This is a genomic window from Nocardioides sp. NPDC004968, from assembly GCF_040608935.1.
Taxonomy (GTDB): domain Bacteria; phylum Actinomycetota; class Actinomycetes; order Propionibacteriales; family Nocardioidaceae; genus Nocardioides.
Genome location: NZ_JBEXJF010000055.1, coordinates 1 through 19,736, shown reverse-complemented (window position 1 = coordinate 19,736; position 19,736 = coordinate 1). Strand labels below are relative to the sequence as shown.

Below are 19,736 nucleotides of genomic sequence, written 5' to 3'. Positions count from 1 at the left end.
TTTCGGGGAAGACTTGAAAGAGTCTTCTTCCCCTAAAGAACAGAGTCGAAAGTCCCACAGGAGGGTTGAATTCCCTGTCAACAAAGTGTATGACACGACGAGCCGATAAGCGCGGCACAGCATCCTCCCGGGGCGATAATGCTGGCGAATTCTGCCCAGTGTGACGGGGTTTTCGGACCGTGAACAGAGTCGTGTGCCACCTGGAGGAATGACCCCAGTCCCGTAACCGATATCCACGCTGAACGTTAAAGGCCCTGCTCAGACCGGTAACGGCGCCAACCCCCGTGCGCCGAGATATCAGCAGCCTTTTCGACAGCAAAAGGCTCGACGAGAAAGCCCGAGACCGAGGAGCCGTCTGACAGCGTGACCTTCCCGATGACCATCGGAGCAGGTACGCCACCCACGAATGTCCCGAAGCCCGCGGCCGGGACGCGCCACAGCTCGCCCTCGATCGGTACCCCGTTCCCGGCGGCACCCACCCGTACCAGTCCGGGCTTGGGCGGCACCGTCTCCAGCGCGAACAGCCGGTAGTCGGCCGAGGTCGACACCGGGCGCAGCAGCGTCGCGCCGGCCTCGACCAGCTGGTGGTTGAGGGGCTGTCCCGACAGATGCGCGCCGACCACGAAGAGATCGACACAGGGACTGAGCAGCGTGTGGCCGAGTGCGGCCAGGGTGCGGTCGCCGCCGGCCGCCCCGGTGAGCATCACACCGAAGGGCAGCCCGCCGACCTGGCCGGCCGGGATCGCGAGCGAGGCCATGTCGAGCAGGTTCGCGAAGTTCGTGTAGCGGCCCAGGCGCGCGTTCGCGCCCACCGGATCCGCGGCCACCTCGGCCAACGTCGGATGCCCCGTCGTCGTCGGCGTCAGCAACGCCGAGCAACCCGCGAGGGCCTCTCTCCCCGCCGCCCCGAGGCGCGCCAGGTGAGCCACGTCGCGTGCCCAGTCCGCTGCGCTGGCCGATGCCCCGGCGAGCACGATCTCGGCGACCGTCGGGTCCAGGTCGGTCCCGATGAGGCCGCGGTTGGCTTCGAGGTGGGAGCCCACCGCGGCGAACCTCTCGGCGACGAAGGCGCCGTCGTAGAGCAGTCTGGCGGCCTCGAGCAACGGCGAGATGTCGGTCTCGACGATCTCGACCCCGGCGTCGGCCAGCCGCGCTGCCACGGCCCGGAAGGCGGCGGCCCACCCCGGAGCGAGCCCGTCGAGATGCTCCCCGGTCGGTACAGCCACCCTCGGCGCCGGCGGCAGACCGGCATCCGCCGGCAACGTACGCGACAACGGGTCCGACGGGTCGGGACCGGCCATCAGCTCCGCAGCCGCCCGGGCAGATCCGAGATCCCGGGCGAAGACGGTGACGCAGTCGAGCGTGTAGCAGGCGGGTACGACGCCGGTGACCGGAACCAGCCCGCGCGACGGCTTCACCCCGACGATGCCGTTGAGCGCCGCCGGCACCCGGCCGGAACCCGCGGTGTCGGTCCCCAGCGCGAGGTCGACCAGGCCGAGGGCGACCGCGACCGCTGAGCCCGACGAGGATCCGCCCGAGATCCGGCTCGGGTCCCAGGCGTTGCGGACCGCTCCGTACGGGCTGCGCGTGCCGACCAGGCCGGTCGCGAACTGGTCCAGATTGGTCTTTCCCACGACCAACGCCCCGGCGGCTCGCAACCGGGCGACGGCAGTGGCGTCAGCGGTGGGCGGGTAGGCGAACGAGGGCGCTCCGGCGGTGGTCGGCAGGCCGCGGACGTCGATGTTGTCCTTGACCGCCAGCAGGCGTCCGGCCAGCGGCAGGACCTCTCCGCTGGCCACCTTCGCGTCGATCGCGGCGGCCTCCTCGAGCAGGTCGTCACGCGTACGCAGCGAGATCCAGATCTCCGGACGATCCGAAGCCTCGATGCGGTCGAGGGTCTCGGTGGCGCGGGCGACCGCACCGCCTGGAAGTGAATGGATCAAGAGCCGAGCCCGTCGAGCGGTCGCACCGCAGCGATGACCTGCCCCGGGACGATCTGCTCGCCCGGCTTCACATAGACCTCGACCACCTCGCCGGCGACCGGAACCGGGACGCTCGCCTCCATCTTCATCGCCTCGACGACCATCAGCGGGGCGTCCTGGGTCAACCGCGCACCGCGACTCGCGACGACCTTCCAGACGGTCGAGGTGAACGGCGCGGTCACCTGCACGCACCCCTCCGGCACCTCGACCTCCGACGGTTCGCCCCGCGCGTCTATGCGGTCGCAGATGTCGAACTCCCCGGCGGCCTTCCAGCGCTCGCGCTCCTCCTCGAAGGCAGCGGACTGCTGGTCACGGAAGGTTGCGATCGAGTCCTCGTTGGCGGTCAGGAAGCGGTCGTACTCCTTGATCGAGAAGGTGCCCTCCTCGGTCTCGGCTGCGCTTATCGCGGGGCCACGCCCGGCGTCGACCTCCGCGCGAAGCTCCAGGAGCTCCTCGGCGGAGACTGGATACCACTCGATCCGGTCGAAGAACCGCAGCGCCCACGGGTCGTCGCGGAACAGTCCGCCCGCGGTCGTCGACCGCCGGAATCGGTTGAACACCTGCGTCGTCCGACCGACGAGCTGATATCCGCCCGGCCCCTCCATCCCGTAGATGCACATGTACGCACCGCCGATGCCGACGGAGTTCTCCGCCGTCCAGGTGCGGGCCGGGTTGTACTTCGTCGTCACCAGCCGGTGCCGCGGGTCCAACGGCGTCGCGACCGGCGCGCCCAGATAGACGTCGCCCAGCCCGAGCACCAGGTACGTCGCGTCGAAGACGGTCCGGTGGACCTCCTCGACCGAGCCGAGCCCGTTGATCCGGCGGATGAACTCGATGTTCCACGGCGCCCATGGCGCGTCGTCGCGTACGCCGGCGGTGTAGCGCTCGATCGCCTCCCGGGTCGCCGGGTCGTCCCAGGAGAGCGGCAGCCGCACCCGTCGCGAGGGCACGGTCAGCTCCGAGGTGGCCGGAAGGTCCTCCTCCAGCTCCCGCAGCAGCCCCGCGACCTGACCGGCCCGCAGGACCGAGGAGTCGGTGTGCACCTGCAGCGACCGGATCCCGGGGGTGACGTCGATGATGCCGGCGGGCGCGTGCTCGGCCAGGGCCGATTGCAGCGCGTGCACCCGCATCCGGAGCCCCAGGTCGAGCGTCATCGGCCCGTACTCCACCAGCAGGGAGTTGTCCCCGCTGCGCCGATAGGTGACCTCCGGTCGCGCCGACGTCTCGGGCAACCGGCCCAGCACGCCGTCGTCGCCGTCGCCACCCGCACCGCCGGCCACCGTCAGGGAGGCCCGGTGGTTGACCAGGCCGGCGGCCTTGCCCTCCCGCACCGGCACGAACCGCACCGTGTCGCCCGGGCGCAGCTGCCCGATCTTCCAGAGCTCGCCGCTGGCGACCACCGCCGGGCAGACGAAGCCGCCCAGCGACGGGCCGTCGGGGCCGAGGATGATCGGGGTGTCGCCGGTGAAGTCGAGCGACCCCACCGTGTAGGGGGTGTCGTGGATGTTCGAGGGATGCAGTCCGGCCTCGCCACCGTCGGCACGGGCCCAGGTCGGCTTCGGCCCGATCAGGCGTACGCCGGTGCGAGCCGAGTTGTGGTGCACCCGGTAGCTCGCCGAGTAGAGCTGGTCCAGGTCCGAGCGCGTGAAGAACTCCGGGGCGCCGTGCGGGCCCTCGGTGACGCCGATCTCCCAGGTGTTGGTCAGCGCCGGCCGCCGCGACACCGGGGTCGCCGCGGGCTGCGCCTCCGGGTCGACCGCGTTTCCGGGGCGGAGCACGTCACCGCGCTGGAGCGTACGCCCGGCGTGACCGCCGAACCCGCCGAGCGTGAACGTCGAGGCGCTGCCGAGGTAGTCGGGTACGTCCAGGCCCCCTCGGACCGCGATGTAGGTCCGCAGGCCCGGCCCGTCGGTTCGACCCAGCGTCAACGTCGCCCCCGCGGGGAGCTCGATCGGCTCCCACTGCGGGACGGGGGCGCCGTCGACGCTGACCGGCATGGGGGCACCGGTCACGCAGACGACGGCGGGATCGGAGAAGACCAGCGTCGGCCCCACGGCCGTCGCCCGGCCGGTTGCCAGCGGCACCGTGACCTCGAGGCCCGGGGCACCCCGGTGGTTGCCGACGGCCAGGTTGGCCTCGGCGAAGGAGACCGGGTCGAACGGACCCGACGGAGGTACACCGACCTGCCAGTAGCCCACCCGGCCGGGAAGGTCCTGAACGGTCGTGAGCACGCCCGGGTCGAGCACGTCGATGCGCGGATCGGGGTCCCCGCCGCGGCCCTCCTTGGCACGTTCGGACAAGGTCGAGGTCGAGTGCGTGGCCGATCGGAGCTCGGCGTACGTCGTCATCGCGCGCAGCGCCGAGACGTTGGTGACGATCCCATCGATCCGGGTCCGGGCGAGCGCCTCGCCCAGCCTGTCCAGCGCCTCGTCGCGGGTCGCGCCGGTGGCGATCACCTTGGCGAGCAGCGGGTCGTAGTGGGGCGAGACCTCGAGCCCGGTCTCGATCCAGGAGTCGACCCGGACGCCAGGAGCTTCGGTCGGCAACACCGCGCGCGTGACCAGGCCCGACGACGGCATCGAGTCCTTGGCAGGGTCCTCGGCGTAGACGCGTGCTTCGACGGCGTACGCCTTGGGTGCGGGGCACTTGCGGAACAGCTCGTCGCGCAGGGCGGTGACGCCGTCGCGAGCGAGCCGCAGCATGAGCTCGACGATGTCGATGCCCATCACCTGCTCGGTGACCGCGTGCTCGACCTGGAGGCGCGTGTTCATCTCCAGGAAGGAGATCAGCTCGCGACCCGGGTCGTAAACGAACTCCACGGTCCCGGCCGAGCGGTAGGAGACCGACTTGGCGAGCTGGCGCGCGGAGTCGTGCAGGACGGTCCGTACGTGCTCGGGCAGCGCCGGCGCGGGCGCCTCCTCGATCACCTTCTGGTTGCGGCGCTGCAGCGAGCAGTCGCGGTCGCCGAGCACGGCGACCTGACCCTCGCCGTCGCCGAAGATCTGCACCTCGACGTGGCGGGCGGGCCGCACCAGATGCTCCAGGAAGACCCCGGCGGTGCCGAAGCTGGTCTGGGCGAGCCGGGCGACCCGCTCGAACGCGACCAGGACGTCCTCCGCCGAGCTGCACGCGGTCATCCCGATGCCGCCACCGCCGCCGGTCGCCTTGACCATCACCGGCAGCCCGATCCGAGCAGCCTCCTCGGCCGCCTCGTCCGGCCCGGAGAGCAACCCCGTACCGGCCAGCATCGGCACCCCGGCGTTCTCGGCGAGCCGGCGGGCCGAGTGCTTCTCACCGAAAGCGCTGATCTGCTCGGGCGTCGGCCCGACGAACCGAAGCCCCGCCGCCTCCACCTCGCGGGCGAAGGCCGCGCTCTCGGAGAGGAAGCCGTAGCCGGGATGGAGCAGCCCCGCGCCGGTGCGCAGGGCTGCCGCGATGATCAGGTCGCCACGGAGGTAGGAGTCCCGTGCGGGCGCGGAGCCCAGACAGACCGCCTCGTCGGCCTCCCGCACGTGTGGTGCCGCTCGGTCGGCCTCGGAGAAGACCGCGACCGTACGCATCCCGAGCTCGCGCGCGGTGCGCATCACCCGGCGGGCGATCTCCCCTCGGTTGGCGACCAGGACGGTGTCGAAGGACAGTCCGGCTTCAGAACCAAACGTCATGCGCCAGCCTCGTAGTCGACATCCGGCTCGGAGACGATCATCCGCAGCGGCGTCGGGTTGAAGTCGTTGCAGGGGTTGTTCATCTGCGGGCAGTTGGAGATCAGCACGAGCGTGTCGATCTCCGCACGCAGCGCGACCCGCTTCCCGGGCGCCGACATGCCGTCGACGATGCCGAGGGCACCGTCCTCCTCGAGGGGCACGTTCATGAACCAGTTGATGTTGGAGACGATGTCGCGCATGCCAAGCCCGTGCTTGGCTCCCTCGGTCAGGAAGTTCTCCCGGCAGCCGTGGTGATACATCACGTGGTGGCCGTAGCGCAGCGTGTTGGACTCGCGCGAGCACGCGCCGCCGATGGTGTCCTGGCGGTCGATCTCGTTCTCGACGACGGTCATCAGGGCACGACCGAGGTTGCTGCGCAGCACGGTCCCGGTGCGGATGTAGGCGTTGTCCTGCCACGCGAGCGTGTCCGGAACGCTGTAGCGCTCGTCGGTGTGGTGCGCGTTGTAGAGCAGGCAGTCACCCGACTGGTTGCCGCCGACATCGACGATCGTCAACACCTGCCCGGCACGTACGACACCCGACCACGAGGCCCGCGGAGCCACCTGCTCGTCCAGCACGACGGCACCCGGCACCAGCGGGTCACCCCACTCCAGGTGAGTGTCGTCATCGGCGTACGACGCCCCGACCGGGACGCTGGAGACCAGCTGCCCGTCGGGCGTCAGATAGGTGGTCACAGGGACGGGAATGGTCGTCACAGGCCTCATCACCGGGTTGTCGATCGTGGTAGTCACAGGCCCCGAGCCTCCGCATAGTCGAGTGTGTTCAGATACGCCCGCCGCACCTCGGGGGAGGCGTCGAAACGCTCGTCCACCGGGGTCGTGGGGTTGGTTTCCGGCGTACGCCAGGAGTGCACGCGCAGCGGCCCGACGACGTACTCCGGACGTGGGTCGCGCGGGTGCGGGACGTTGGCGATCAGCACGAGAAGGGGCAGCTCGGCCACGAGCTCGACCGACGTCCCCGCTCCTGAGGAGCCGAACCAGTCGAAGCTCCCGTCCGAGGCGACCCGGACTCCCTGGAAGAACGAGACCGACGGAGGTACGTCGGCAGGCCCGAGCCCGTGCTTGGCGGCCGCCTTCACGAAGAGATCACGGCCGGCGGGTGCGGGCCCCTCGGGCAGCGCGGTGCCGTAGCGCAGAGCGTTCCAGGCGGCGGTGCTCGTCCCGCAGAACGCGTCGTGCCGGCCCGAGGTGTCGTCGAGGATCGTGGCGAGCACCCGGCCGTCACCAGAGAGCAAGGGGTGGCCGGCACCGAGGTAGGCCTGCCACGGGATCTTCTGGGTGTCGGCGACGTTGAGCCGCTCGGTCGGCTCGAGCGCGTTGTAGACGAGGGTGTGGGCGCAGGCCTCACCGGTCGGGTCCTCGAGCCGGAACCGCGTACCGCGGGCGAGGACCTTGTGGGTGTAGCTCCCTGGAGCGACCGTCTCGGCCCACGTCAGGGTGTCCGGGTCGACGTCGTCCGGACAGAACGGGCTCGACGAAGCCGGTAGGTACGGCATCCAGTCGCTGACCTGCCCCCCTTGCGCGCGAGCATCTGCCCGTGCGTTCAGCACCGTGTCCGTGCTGTGGTCTGCAGCTAGCGCCACCCGGGTCCTCCTTGAAGCATGATTAACCTGTCGACTGACAGGTAAGCATGTAGGTCAAGGGCGTCGGGGGCAAACCAAGACTGTTGGAAACCTGAGTCCGAAATGTGGGGTCGGAGTCGGAGAATTTCTTCCCTGTCGGTCGATCGATTCTTACCGTTTTCGGTCGGAACTCGCTAGGGGGGAAGGACCATTTCCCGCGTGCGGTGCCGCCTGATGGAGCGATCTCCTCGAAGACGGGGCCAGCCGGACGAACGCGTAACCTGTCAAAGGACAGGTAACAGGTTCGGTGTGATATCGGACACCGTTCCGGTGGCGATCCGGCACCGTGCCGAGGAGCGGACCGAAAGGCAGGCAGATCCCGGATTCGGCTGACATCGACTCTCAGAAGTGGGACCCTGACCCAGGCTTGACAGTCGTCAAGGGACGTCGACGCATCGGCAGCCCGCCTCGACCGAGGATCAGCGGGACGATCTCTTCGAGCCCCACGGCACCACATTGCCGGAGACGAACGTCCGCGATTCGGACCCTTCGCGTGCCACCGGGATCCCGATCATCCCGACGAGCTCGCCCAGGTCGCCGATCGTCGGCCCGCTCCACTCGGGATCCAGGTCGAGGGCGATCTCCTCGTCGAGCTCGTCGAGCGCCCTGGACCGGAACCGCACCGCCCGCATCCCGACCGCCTCGGCCCCACTGAGCTCGTGGTCGGCTCCGTCACCGACATAGACACACTCGCTCGTGCGCACCTCCAGCGCCGCCGCGGCGACGAGGTAGGCGCCCGAGTCCGGCTTGCGTACGCCGGTCTGGCAGGAGAACGAGACGGCGTCCAGATGGTCCGCGAGCGGGCTCTGCGGCCAGATCGCGACCGTCGCCGCCCCGCAGTCGGCGACGAGGCCGAGCTTGAACCCTCGTTTGCGCAGTGCCTTGAGTGCAGGCAGCGCCCAGGTCGCCGCATGCAGAGAGAGCGAGTAGTTCAGCCTCCGCGTGATCGCGCTCTCCACCTGGGACTCGGTCGGCGACCCGCCGACCCGTCGGGCCAGGTAGCGCACGGTGTGGTGCACATCGGCCATCAGACCGCGTACGCGATCGTCGAAGGTGTCCGCGACCGCGGCCGCGAACGCATCGGGGTCGACTCCGAGATCCGCGCCCATCCCCCTGGCCACCGCGGCGTGCTCGGCGGGGTGGCCGCTCGGGACGAGCGTGTCGTGCAGGTCGAAGAGGACCGCGCGCACTCCGGCCTCGTCCATGAAGTCAGCCTAACCAGGATCGGATCCTTGCTGAGGGAATTCGGCGAACAGCCAGCCGGCCTCCCGAGTGCGACTGGGTGAGGCCTCTGGCCTAGACTTGAGCCCGCGAAGGGGAGTAGTCCTCAACAGTCGCGTCGACATACTGGCCTCAGGGCCCGGCGCGATCGGCCACGAAGTGGCGGACGAGACCTTCGACCATGCATCCGTATCAACATGACGGTGCTGGTCGAAGGACGATCAACCCCTCATGGGACTCCTCCGGCCGGCGCCGGAGAGGAACTCCGTGTACGCCTTCCTGCTTTCGACCGCGGTCATCTTCGTCGCCGAGCTCGGCGACAAGAGCCAGCTCATGGCGATGACCTTCGCCACCCGTTACCGGGCTCGGGACGTGATCATCGGGATCACCGCCGCCACCGCGATCGTCCATCTGGCCTCGGTCGCCATCGGCGCCCTCATCGGAGACGCCTTCGCCGAGCAGCAGCACTACATCACCATCGTCGCGGGAGTCGCGTTCCTGTTCTTCGCCGGGTGGACCCTGCGGGGCGACGAGCTCACCGAGGACGAGGCGAAGAAGGCCCGCAACAGCCGGGGCATGGCGATCATCGCCGTCGGCATCGCGTTCTTCCTGGCCGAGCTCGGCGACAAGACGATGCTCGCGACGATCACCCTGGCCACCCAGGAGGGCTGGCTCGGCACCTGGATCGGCTCCACCGTCGGGATGGTCGCCGCCGATGCGCTCGCCATCGGTGTCGGCGCGCTCCTGGGCCGCAAGCTCCCCGAGAACGTGATCAAGTACGGCGCCGCCGCGCTGTTCGCGATCTTCGGGATCATCCTCGTCATCGACGGCGTCGTGCAGCTGTGAGGTGTCAGGGCTGGTCGAGCGACTCGACCCGGCGGTTCAGGTAGCGCTGCTCCGGCACGCTCTGGGTCAGCCGGGCCGCCAGCACGTAGTGCTCCCGAGCCGTCGAGACGTCGCCGGACTGCTCGAGCAGGTGCGCCAGCACGGCATGGGCGCGGTGGTGGCGCTGCATCGCCGGGTGCTCCAGCAGGTCGCGTACGATCTCGATCCCGTGCTCGGGGCCGAGACTCATCGCCACGGCGACGGCCCTGTTGAGCGTGACCGCCGGCGAGGGCGCGACCTGCGCGAGCATCCCGTAGAGCAGGTTGATCTGGAGCCAGTCGGTGGCCTCGTACGACTCCGCCTCGGCGTGGACCGCGGCGATCGCGGCCTGCAGCTGATAGCGGCCCACCGGCCCCTCGGGGAGTACGTCCTCCAGCAGCGCCACACCTTCGCGGATCAGCTCCCGGTCCCACTGCGAGCGGTCCTGGTCCTTGAGCGGGATCAGGTCGCCGAGGTGGTCGACGCGACCGCGCGAGCGGGCCTGCGTCAGCAGCATGAGCGCGAGCAGGCCGGTGGCCTCGTCGTGCTCCGGAAGCACTCCGCGCACGATCCGGGTCAGCCGGATCGCCTCGTCGGTGAGCTCGATCCCCTGCAGCTCCGGGCCGCTGGTGCGGGTGTGGCCCTCGTTGAAGATCAGGTGGCAGACGTCGAGCACGCAGGCGATCCGCTCGGCCAGCTCGTCAGGCGCCGGCGAGCAGAACTCCTCGTCCTTCAGGGTCGCCCGCGCCCGGCTGAGCCGCTGCCCCATGGTCGCCTCCGGAACCAGGTACGCAGCCGCGATCTCCGACGTCGTCAGACCACCCACGCACCTCAGCGTGATCGCCACCTGGGAGGGGCGGCGCAACGCGGGATGTGCGCACATCATCATCAGTCGCAGCGAGTCGTCGTAGGCCGAGCCGATCTCGACGGCGGTCGGGTCCGGCTCGTCGAGCCGCCGGGCGATCCCATCGGCGACCTCGCGCCGGGTCCGAGCCGTGTCCGCGCGCATCTGGTCGATCAGCCGCCGATGAGCCACCCGGATCAGCCAGGCCCGCGGGTCGGCCGGCAGGCCGTCGCACGGCCACTTCTGGCTCGCGGCGATCAGCGCCTCCTGGGCGGCGTCCTCGCAGTCGGGGAGGTCCGGATGGACTCGCAGCAGGGCGCCGAGGACGTGGGCGGACTCCTGCCGCCACACGTCCTCGACTCCCGTGACCGTCATGTCAGTAGGTTGCCACCGGCCGTAGCTCGACCGTCTCACCGGGGCCGCTGAAGCTGCGTACGACCTCTTCGGCTCGCTCCCGGGACTCGACGTCGATCAGGAAGAAGCCGGCCAGGTGCTCCTTCGCCTCGGAGTAGGGGCCGTCGGTGGCGATCGGCTCCCCGGCCTCCCACCGGTAGAGCTTGGCCGACGCCGGATCCGCGAGCGCCTGCCCGCCGATGAGCTCACCGTTGGCCGAGAGCTCCTCCATGATCCCCTCGAAGGCCGCGTTGAGCTTCTCCCTGGAGGCCTGCGGCAGCGACTGGAACTCGGGGATGAAGTCACCCGTCGGGTGACCCCACGGCTGCGGGTTGGAGTGGATCAGGATGACGTACTTCATGGCTCTTCCCTTTCGTCGGCGCCTTCCGTAGGCGTGCTTACGGGGATACGTCGGAGCCGAGTGGCGTAGTTCTACATCGTCCCAGAACCGAGCAGCCGACGCGTGGGATACGGGTGAGGCGACTTCCGTGCCGCGGAGCGGGCTCCTGACGGATCACCGTGCAGCGGCCGTCACCGATGTGGAAGGGTGGCCGGTTGTGAATCCGGGAACGTTCGAAGCCATCGACGAACGTCTTGTCTCCACCCTCGACGACCTGCTCGACCAGCCGTCGCTGGAGCCCGGGATCGTCGTCGACGCGCTCTTCAACCGGTTGGTGACCGCGGTGCTGAGCGTGCCCGAGTCGGAGGCCGAGACCGTGCTGGCCGCACTGCCGCCGTCGCGGTCACCGGCTCTCTTCCGCTCGGTCGCGTCCGCCGGCGAGCATGCGCTCGAGCGGGTCTGGGCCCGCCAGATTTCGCGCGCCCCCGACCCCGCGGCGGCATTCGCCCGCTTCCCCTACCGCGAGAACTACCGGCGCCTCGTGGAGATGGAGCTGGAAGCCGTACGCCGCCAGGGCACCGTCCCACGGCACGTGCTGCTCCTCGGCTCGGGGCCGCTCCCCCTGACCGCGCTCTGTCTGGCCGTCCAGGGCCTCGCGGTGCACTGCGTCGACCACGACGCCGAGGCGATCCGGCTCTCCTCCGCCGCGTTCGGACGCCTGGGTGCCGTCGGCGTGACGTTCGAGCACGCCGAGGCCTCCGCCGCCACGCCACCGCACCCCGTCGACGTCGTGCTTCTCGCCGGCCTGGTCGGGTCCGACGATGCCGCCAAAGCCGATGTGCTCAGCAAGGCGGTCACCGCTCTCGCCCCGGGCGGCCTCGTCCTGGCGCGGAGCGCCCGGGGGCTGCGTACGCTGCTCTACCCGCAGGTCGGTCCGCAGGCTCTCGCCGGCCTGAACGTGGTCGCCGAGGCCAACCCCGAGGTCGACGCTCCGGGAACCGACGTGATCAACAGTGCGATCCTCGCGCGGACCTAGAGTGCCGGGTCGAGGACCTCGGCCTTGAGCTGTGCCGCCCGCTCGATCCGCTCGGCACCGGTCTCACCCAGATTCCAGGTCGGCAGGATGAACTCGTCGAACCCGGCCTCGACATAGCGGCCGATCAGGTCCTGCAGCTCACCGGCCGAGCCCGTCTGCGTCCTGGCGAAGCCCGGGTTCGCACCGTCGAGGTCGAGCATGAGGTTGGTGGTCGTCTTCATCGTCGCGGGGTCGCGGCCCACCTGCTCGCACGCCTCCAGGAGCTTGGCCCGCACCGCGCCGGCGCTCTCGGGCGTGCCCCAGGTGTTCCACTCGTCGGCGTGCCGGGCGACGACGCGCAGCATCCGCGGTCCCTTGGCACCGACCAGGATCGGCAGCGGCGAGGCCACCGGCTTCGGCTCGCACGGAGCGTCGGTGAGCTGGAAGTGGGTCCCCTCGAAGGTCGTACGTGGCTTGTCGAGCAGCGACCGGGTGATCTCGATCGCCTCCTCGAACCGGTCGACCAGCACCTTCGCACTCGGCAGGTCGATGCCGTACGCCTTGTGCTCGTTGATCTGCCAGCCGGCACCCATGCCGAGCACGAACCGCCCTCCGGCGATGTGGTCGATCGTCGCGGACCGGTTCGCGAGCAGCGCCGGGTGATGGATCGTCGTCGGGGAGACGAGGGGCCCGATGCGTACGTTCTCGGTGGTCGCGGCCAGCGCCGGGAGGACCCCCCAGACCTCGTGCATCGGCCCGTCGTCGATGTCCTCGGAGCCGGTGTTGGGCATGTAGTGGTCGGCGAACCAGACGCCGTACCAACCGGCCTGGTCAGCCGCCTGCGCCTCGGCAAGGATGTCGGCAGTGGGAACGGCAGGACTGGGCCACAGCGAGATCTTCACGTCCCCAACCTACCCACCCGCTGAACAGGGTCCCGAAAATATTCTTGGCAGCGTTGTCGATCCCGCGTAGACCTCGTTCGACCAAGGGGTGAACGGGCCGGCAAGACGGCCCGACCGACACAGGAGAAACCGAGATGCCGAAGTACATGCTGATCTGGCGCACCATCGACGAGGACAAGCAGAACGCCGCGATGGCCGAGATCCCCTTCGAGCAGATGCTCGAGAAGATGGGGCAGCTCAACGACGAGCTCATCAAGGCGGGCGTGGTGCTCGCCATGGAGGGCCTTGACCCCGAGGAGCACACGGTCGTCACCTACGCCGACGCGGGCGAGCCGCCGGTGGTCACCGACGGTCCGTACGGCGAGACCAAGGAGCTCTTCGGGGGCTTCTACCTGATCTCGGTCGGCTCGAAGGAGGAGGCGGTCGAGTGGGCCAAGCGCCTCAGCTACTTCCCCGGTTCCGCCGTCGAGATCCGCCGGGTGCCCACGATCGACGAGTTTCCGCAGGACAACCCGTGGATCCAGAAGGAGCTCGACTGGCGCACCAAGACCGGGCAGCTCTGAGGGCCGAAACCACCCGGGGAGACACCGATGAGTGACGCGACGCGCGCCGTCGAGGCGATCTGGCGCATCGAGTCCGCCCGCATCGTCGGCGCGCTCGCGCGCTACACCGGCGACTTCGCCCTCGCCGAGGACGCGGCCCAGGAGGCCCTCGCAGAGGCGCTGGTCTCCTGGCCGCGCGACGGCCAGCCGGCCAACCCGGTCGGCTGGCTGATGACCACTGCCAAGCGGCGGGCGATCGACACGATCCGCCGCGCCGGGGTCCAGCGCGAGAAGTACGAGGCGATCGCCCACGACCAGGACGAGGCGTACGACGACGAGCTGGACATCGAGCGGATCGATGACGACGTCCTCGCGCTGATGTTCGTCTCCTGCCACCCGGTGCTGTCCAAGGAGGCCCGGGTGGCGCTCACCCTCCGGGTCGTCGGCGGCCTCAGCAGCGAGGAGATCGCCCGGGCGTTCCTGGTGCCGGTGCCGACGATCCAGGCCCGGATCACCCGCGCCAAGAAGACGATCGCGGCCGCGAAGGTCCCCTTCGAGGTGCCGTCTCCCGACGAGCGTCGGCAGCGTCTGGCCGGCGTGCTCAACGTCCTCTACCTGATCTTCACCGAGGGTTCGACCGCCACGTCCGGCGAGGATCTGATCCGCACCGACCTCGCGCGCGAGGCGCGGAGACTGACCCGGGTGCTGATCGGCGTGCTGCCCGACGAGCCGGAGGCGTACGGACTGCTCGCGCTCATGGAGCTGACCGCCTCTCGCTTCCCGGCGCGCACCGATGCCGCCGGCGACCCGGTCCTCCTCGAGGACCAGGACCGCACCAGATGGGACCAAGGTGCCGTACGCCGCGGCCTGGCCGCCCTCGAGCAGGCGACCCCACGGGGCCTCGGCCCGTATGGGCTCCAGGCCGCGATCGCCGCCACCCACGCGGTCGCCGACTCGGTCGAGACCACCGACTGGGAGCGGATCATCGTCCTCTACGAGGCCCTGGGCCGCATCGCACCCAACCCGATCGTCGACCTCAACCGGGCCGTGGCGGTGGCGATGGCCCACGGACCGCTGCGAGCCCTGGAGATCGTCGACCGGATCGCGGAGGACAAGCGGCTCGACCACACCCATCTCCTCCCGACCGTACGCGGAGAGCTCCTGCGCCGGCTGGGCCGAACCGTCGAGGCACGCAAGGAGCTGGAGCGGGCGGCAGGGATGTGCACGAACGACCGGGAACGTGCCGTCCTTCAGCAAAAGATCGCGGAGCTTACCTAAAACGGGGTATACCTGTCCCCCATGTCACACGCAGCGAGGACAGAGACAACCGAAGCCCCTCGATGGCGGATCCTGGGACCCGGTCTCGTGGTGGCCGCGACCGGTGTCGGTGCCGCCGACCTGGTCGCCACCCTGATCGCCGGCAGCAAGTACGGCTACGCCCTGCTGTGGGCCGTCGTCGTCGGATGTGTCCTGAAGGTGGTCCTGGTCGAGGGCGCCGGGCGCTACACCCTGGCGACCGGCGAGACGATCTTCCAGGGATGGCGGCGTCTGGGCATCTGGACGACGATCTACTTCGGTCCTTACATCGTGATCTGGGGCTTCATCTACGGTGCCGCCGCGATGGCCGGCACCGGCCTGGCACTGACCGCGCTGTTCTCGTTCGCGTCGGTGAAGGTCTGGGGCATCCTGTCCGGCCTGATCGGTCTCGCCATCGTGTGGGCCGGCCGCTACGGCCTCTTCGAGAAGTTCCTCGCGGTCCTGGTCGGCATCATGTTCGTGACGATGGTCGGCGCGGCGCTCGTCACCCTGCCCAACCTCCCCGACCTCCTCGTCGGCCTGGTCCCGACGATCCCCGAAGGCTCCCTGGTCAACATCCTCTCGGTCGCCGGCGGCGTCGGCGGCACGATCACCCTGGCCGCCTACGGCTACTGGCTGCGGGAGAAGGGCTGGCACACGCCGCAGTTCATGCGCGTGATGCGGATCGACAACGCCACGGCGTACGTCGTGACCGGCATCTTCGTGGTCGCCACCCTCATCGTCGGCGCCGAGCTGCTCTACTCGGCCAACATCGCCATCGGCACCGGCGACCAGGGCATGCTCGACCTGTCCAGGGTGCTCGCCGACCGCTACGGCAACTGGTTCGGCAAGCTCTTCCTGATCGGCTTCTGGGCCGCGGCGATGTCGTCCCTCGTCGGCGTCTGGAACGGCGTCAGCCTGATGTTCGCGGACTTCATGGGGACCATCCGTGGAAAGGCCGACGAGCCCGAGGCCAAGAGCGGCGGCATCTGGTACCGCTCCTACATCCTCTGGCTCACCTTCCCGCCGATGATCTGGCTCCTGCTCGCCGACGAGCCCACCTGGCTGATCCTCATCTACGGAGTCCTGGGCGCCTTCTTCATGCCGTTCCTGGCCGTCACGCTCCTCTGGCTCCTCAACACCAGCCACACTCCCGCGGAATGGCGCAACAAGTGGGTCTCCAACATCGGCCTCATCATCTGCGCCCTGATCTTCGCCTGGCTCGCCTTCGACCAGATCCGCACCTCCATCCAGGACCTGCTCAACTGAGGTCCAGGCACCCGGCGGATCGGCGAGCGCCAGGCTCTACGCCTGCGCCTTGCCGATCCGCCAGTAGCCGACGAAGGTGATCCGCGACTTGGGCACCCCGAGCGAGACCAGATGGCGCCGTCCCTCTGCCGGGATCGTCCGCTCACCGACGAGATAGGCCGAGAGCGTGGTCGGCACCTCGGGCGTGAACGCCTTCACCTCGGCGATCGCCAGCGCCCCGGGCTGTGCGGCGGAGTCGCCTCGAGCCAGCCACCGCACCTCGACCCCCTCGGGCCCGGAGACGTCCTGGACGTCGGCCATGTCCGGGATCTCGATGATCGCCAGGCCGCGCGCGTCGCGGGGCATGTCTCGGAGGATCCCGACGATCGCCGGAAGGGCCGACTCGTCCCCGACGAGCAGGTGGAACGAAGCGTCTGGAGCGAAGTCGAAGCCCGTGCCCTGATCCATGAGCACGACCCTCTCCCCGGGCTGTGCGGTACGCGCCCACGGACCCGCGATCCCGAGATCCCCGTGCACGACGAAGTCGACGTCGATCTCACCGAGGTCGGGCCGGTGCTCGCGCACGGTGTAGTTGCGCAGCGGCGGCCGGTCGCCATGCCTCAGATACTTCAGGTAGTCGATCGTCCCGAGCTTCTCGGGCACCGCGTCGAAGTTGGTGGCCTCTCCGTTCGGTCGCGGCAGGAAGAGCCGGAACCACTGGTCGAAGCCGCGCTGCGGGAAACGTCGTAGATCATCGCCTCCCAAGGTGAGCCGCACCATGTGCGGCGTGACCTGCTTGTTGTGCAGCACCTCGGCCGCGTACACGCCCTTCAGCTTCCGGCCGTCGTCGAATCCCATGCCAGCTCCATTTCCCTTTTAAGTAAGGCTTACCTTACCTACACTCGCAAGCGCGCGTCAGTGCTTGGATGTGCCCATGGCGACTCTCTCCGAGCTCTTCCGCGACCACTTCGGCCACGAGGAGCACCTCTACGGCTGGCTGCTCAACCGGTTCGCGGACGACCTCGATGCGGGTGGTCCCGTGGCTGAGATCTGCCGGGATCACCTCGACGCCTCCCGTGCCGATGCCGTGCAGCTGCGCCTCCTGGCGGCTCTTCACCGCATCGTTCTCCGTGGCGACGCTCCCGAGCTCGAGCGCTTCTATCCCAACCTCGGCGGCAACGACGCGTACGTCACCGCCTGGCCGTTGTTCGAGAAGGTGCTCGCAGCTCACGTCGATGAGCTCCGCGCAGGTCTGGAGGTGGCGCCCCAGACCAACGAGGTCGGCCGCTCCGCCTGTCTCCTCATCGGCATCTTCGAGGCCGTACGCCGCACCGGCCTGCACCGCATCCGGCTGCTCGAGCCGGGCGCTTCGGCGGGGCTCAACCTGCTCGTCGACCGCTGCCACTTCTACGGCGAGGACTGGGCGTACGGCCCCACGGACAGCCCGCTGACGATCGACACCCAGAGCTCCGGGGTAGGTCCGGTTCTGTTCGAGGTCGTCGCGCGCCGTGGCTGCGACCTCGCCCCTGTCGATGTCTCCACCGCGGCGGGACGCGAGTACCTGACCTCGTTCGTTTGGCCCCATCAGGTCGATCGTCACGCCCGGCTCGCCGGTGCCCTGCAGGTCGCGGCCAGCGACCCGCCCGTGGTCGACGTCGGTTCGGCCGACACCTGGCTGAAGGAACAGCTCACCGAAGCGACCGACGCCGATGTGCTCACGGTCGTCTGGCAGTCGATCACCGAGCAGTACTGGCCGATCGAGGTACGCACCGGCGTACGCGCTGCCGTCGCCGAGGCGCGTGGGCGCCTGCCCATCGCCCACGTCAGCATGGAAGGCGTACCGCCGGCGCAGACGGCCTCGGGCTGGGATATCCGCACCGATGGTCCCGCACTCAACCTCGACGGCGACGTGCTCGCCCGCTCGACCCACCACGGTCCGCCACTGATCCTGGCGTAGCCGCGCGAGACCAAAGTCGGTTGACGCGTTCCGCGTCCGGGTTAAGGCTGTTCGGCATGCCCGCCGACGAGCTTTCCGGCTGGAGGCGCAACGCAGCGATCTTCCTCGCCGGCCAAACGGTATCTTTGCTCGGCTCGATGCTGGTGATGTACGCCGTGATGTGGCACCTCACCATCGAGACCCGGTCCGGGTCAGTGCTGATGCTGAGCCTCGTCTTCGGGATGCTCCCGCAGGCGTTCATGTCGATCTTCGGCGGCGTCTGGGCCGACCGACATCACCGCAAGTTCCTCATCATGGGATCCGACGCCACCATTGCGGTCGCCACCCTGATCCTGGCCGGCCTGATGGTCAGTGGGATCGACGACCTCTGGATCATCTATCTCGCCCTGGCCATCCGCTCGGTCTTCGCCGGCATCCAGATGCCTGCGGTCACAGCGATGATCCCGCAGATCGTGCCGGAGTCTCAGCTGCTCCGCATCAACGGAGCCTTCCAGACGATCCAGTCCGCAATGACGCTCCTCGCCCCGGCACTCGCCGCGGTGATCTACGCCAGCATGGACATCGTCGCGGTCTTCTTCGTCGACGCGATCACGGCTCTCATCGGTGTCGGCCTGCTCGCTCTCGTCCCGGTCGCCCGCCTCGTACGCCCCGACCAGGGGAAGGTCTCCTACTTCGGCGACCTCCGCGCCGGCCTCAAGTACGTCTCCACCCATGCGCACGTGCGTTGGATCCTCGTTCTCTTCACGCTGGTCATGGTGATGGTCGGAGCCCCCTCCTACCTCACCCCGCTCATGGTCACTCGTACCTTCGGCGACGAGGTGTGGAAGCTCACCGCGAACGAGCTGTTCTGGGGCTTCGGCATGCTGGCCGGCGGCGCCGCCATGGCCGCATTCGGACCCAAGATCGTCCACCGCATGCGCCTGATGGTCGGCTCCGTCGTCCTCATCGGGCTGTTCGTCGTCGGACTCGGAGTCTCCACCAACATGTGGGTCTTCTTCGTCTTCGGCCTGCTGATCGGGGTCGCCTTCTCGGCCCTGACCGCACCCGCATTCACCATCCTTCAAGAGCGCGTCGAACCAGAGATGCAGGGGCGAGTCTTCGGCATCGTCGGGATCGTCATGTCCGTTGCCATGCCGCTCTCCATGGTGGTCTTCGGCCCGCTCGCAGATCAGTTCTCGGTCGAGTCCCTACTCGTCCTCGCCGGCCTGCTGCTCTTCCTCATGGTTGCCGGCATCCTCGCCATTCCCGGTGCTCGTCGGTCGCTGGCTGAGGTCGACCTCCCGAAGGAGGAACCCGTCGCTCCTGCTGACTCGGTCACGCCGGAGGAGGAAGCCTCCCAGGGCACCAAATGACAGTTGCCCGGCACCTCGAGGGCACCGGGCAACTGGAGATGCTCTGGATCAGCGGCTGGTGACCAGCTTGATGGCCACGCCGAGACCCACGGCAACGACGGCGGCGATGAGCAGCTTCTTGACCATGGGAACTCCCCTTGTTTCGAGATGTTGGTACGGACTGCAACTATGACATTGGACCTCGCATGGCAGCCCACGTCAACCGGGCGTGGCGCGAAGAGGGCCCGACATTCGTCTCGACGGGCCCGATACGGCGCACCTCGACAGCTCGACACAGCGCATCGAAAATGCGCACAAATAGCAGCAGGGCCACCTCCGAAGAGGTGGCCCTGCGCAAAGATATGTCCGGCGGCGTCCTACTCTCCCACAGCCTCTCGGTTGCAGTACCATCGGCGCTGAAGGGCTTGACTTCCGGGTTCGGGATGGGACCGGGTATT

At 69.0% G+C, this 19,736-nt stretch carries 16 protein-coding genes and 1 rRNA gene; 7 read left to right on the top strand and 10 right to left on the bottom strand.

From position 1 onward, the window contains the following. Positions 1–245: 245 nt before the first annotated feature. The 5 genes from ABZU72_RS27540 to ABZU72_RS27520 form a co-directional block, all read right to left on the bottom strand. Positions 246–1,943, bottom strand: coding sequence for an allophanate hydrolase (locus ABZU72_RS27540; protein ID WP_355021960.1), 1,698 nt, complete (start codon positions 1,941–1,943; stop codon positions 246–248). Then, positions 1,940–5,644, bottom strand: a complete 3,705-nt coding sequence (uca, locus tag ABZU72_RS27535) for an urea carboxylase (RefSeq protein ID WP_355021959.1) — start codon at positions 5,642–5,644, stop codon at positions 1,940–1,942. Before uca ends, ABZU72_RS27540 begins: the two co-directional genes overlap by 4 nt. After that, the gene (locus ABZU72_RS27530; RefSeq protein ID WP_355021958.1) at positions 5,641–6,435 is read right to left on the bottom strand and encodes an urea amidolyase associated protein UAAP2; all 795 of its coding nucleotides are present in this window, start codon (positions 6,433–6,435) and stop codon (positions 5,641–5,643) included. The genes uca and ABZU72_RS27530 overlap by 4 nt, the downstream gene beginning before the upstream one ends. Beyond that, positions 6,432–7,286 (bottom strand): urea amidolyase associated protein UAAP1, encoded by an 855-nt coding sequence (locus tag ABZU72_RS27525; protein ID WP_355021957.1) that lies wholly within the window; start codon positions 7,284–7,286, stop codon positions 6,432–6,434. The genes ABZU72_RS27530 and ABZU72_RS27525 overlap by 4 nt, the downstream gene beginning before the upstream one ends. A gap of 458 nt (positions 7,287–7,744) precedes the next feature. Further along, entirely contained in the window at positions 7,745–8,530 is a 786-nt protein-coding gene (locus ABZU72_RS27520; RefSeq protein ID WP_355021956.1) for an HAD family hydrolase, read from the bottom strand. Between the two features lie 247 nt (positions 8,531–8,777). Here ABZU72_RS27520 and ABZU72_RS27515 point away from each other — a divergent pair, with 247 nt between their 5' ends. Beyond that, positions 8,778–9,392, top strand: coding sequence for a TMEM165/GDT1 family protein (locus ABZU72_RS27515; RefSeq protein ID WP_355021955.1), 615 nt, complete (start codon positions 8,778–8,780; stop codon positions 9,390–9,392). 4 nt (positions 9,393–9,396) lie between these two features. On the opposite strand, the gene ABZU72_RS27510 is transcribed toward ABZU72_RS27515, so the two are convergent. Continuing rightward, the gene (locus ABZU72_RS27510) at positions 9,397–10,629 is read right to left on the bottom strand and encodes a sigma-70 family RNA polymerase sigma factor (protein WP_355021954.1); all 1,233 of its coding nucleotides are present in this window, start codon (positions 10,627–10,629) and stop codon (positions 9,397–9,399) included. Position 10,630: 1 nt separating this feature from the next. Then, complete coding sequence (locus ABZU72_RS27505) at positions 10,631–11,008, bottom strand: YciI family protein (protein ID WP_355021953.1); 378 nt, start codon at positions 11,006–11,008, stop codon at positions 10,631–10,633. 196 nt (positions 11,009–11,204) lie between these two features. Here ABZU72_RS27505 and ABZU72_RS27500 point away from each other — a divergent pair, with 196 nt between their 5' ends. Further along, positions 11,205–12,023 (top strand): nicotianamine synthase family protein, encoded by an 819-nt coding sequence (locus tag ABZU72_RS27500; protein ID WP_355021952.1) that lies wholly within the window; start codon positions 11,205–11,207, stop codon positions 12,021–12,023. On the opposite strand, the gene ABZU72_RS27495 is transcribed toward ABZU72_RS27500, so the two are convergent. Then, positions 12,020–12,904 carry an LLM class flavin-dependent oxidoreductase gene (locus tag ABZU72_RS27495; protein ID WP_350839133.1) on the bottom strand — a complete coding sequence of 295 codons (885 nt, stop codon included), beginning with the start codon at positions 12,902–12,904 and terminating at the stop codon, positions 12,020–12,022. The two genes, ABZU72_RS27500 and ABZU72_RS27495, sit on opposite strands and share 4 nt — an antisense overlap. 134 nt (positions 12,905–13,038) lie before the next feature. Between ABZU72_RS27495 and ABZU72_RS27490 the strand changes: the two genes are divergently transcribed. The 3 genes from ABZU72_RS27490 to ABZU72_RS27480 all read left to right on the top strand — a co-directional run bounded on the left by ABZU72_RS27490 (position 13,039) and on the right by ABZU72_RS27480 (position 16,011). Continuing rightward, positions 13,039–13,467: a YciI family protein gene (locus tag ABZU72_RS27490; RefSeq protein ID WP_355021951.1), complete on the top strand. Its 429-nt coding sequence runs from the start codon at positions 13,039–13,041 to the stop codon at positions 13,465–13,467. A 27-nt stretch (positions 13,468–13,494) separates the two neighbouring features. Continuing rightward, entirely contained in the window at positions 13,495–14,724 is a 1,230-nt protein-coding gene (locus ABZU72_RS27485) for an RNA polymerase sigma factor (protein WP_355021950.1), read from the top strand. Positions 14,725–14,811: 87 nt separating this feature from the next. Beyond that, positions 14,812–16,011, top strand: a complete 1,200-nt coding sequence (locus tag ABZU72_RS27480; RefSeq protein WP_355021949.1) for an Nramp family divalent metal transporter — start codon at positions 14,812–14,814, stop codon at positions 16,009–16,011. 36 nt (positions 16,012–16,047) lie between these two features. Here ABZU72_RS27480 and ABZU72_RS27475 read toward each other — a convergent pair whose 3' ends face one another. Beyond that, positions 16,048–16,848 (bottom strand): siderophore-interacting protein, encoded by an 801-nt coding sequence (locus ABZU72_RS27475; RefSeq protein WP_355021948.1) that lies wholly within the window; start codon positions 16,846–16,848, stop codon positions 16,048–16,050. Between the two features lie 76 nt (positions 16,849–16,924). Here ABZU72_RS27475 and ABZU72_RS27470 point away from each other — a divergent pair, with 76 nt between their 5' ends. Next, positions 16,925–17,947 (top strand): DUF2332 domain-containing protein, encoded by a 1,023-nt coding sequence (locus ABZU72_RS27470; RefSeq protein ID WP_355021947.1) that lies wholly within the window; start codon positions 16,925–16,927, stop codon positions 17,945–17,947. Between the two features lie 56 nt (positions 17,948–18,003). After that, positions 18,004–19,299 carry an MFS transporter gene (locus tag ABZU72_RS27465; protein WP_355021946.1) on the top strand — a complete coding sequence of 432 codons (1,296 nt, stop codon included), beginning with the start codon at positions 18,004–18,006 and terminating at the stop codon, positions 19,297–19,299. A gap of 343 nt (positions 19,300–19,642) precedes the next feature. Here ABZU72_RS27465 and rrf read toward each other — a convergent pair. Then, a 5S ribosomal RNA gene (gene rrf / locus ABZU72_RS27460) occupies positions 19,643–19,736 on the bottom strand; the annotation flags it as partial.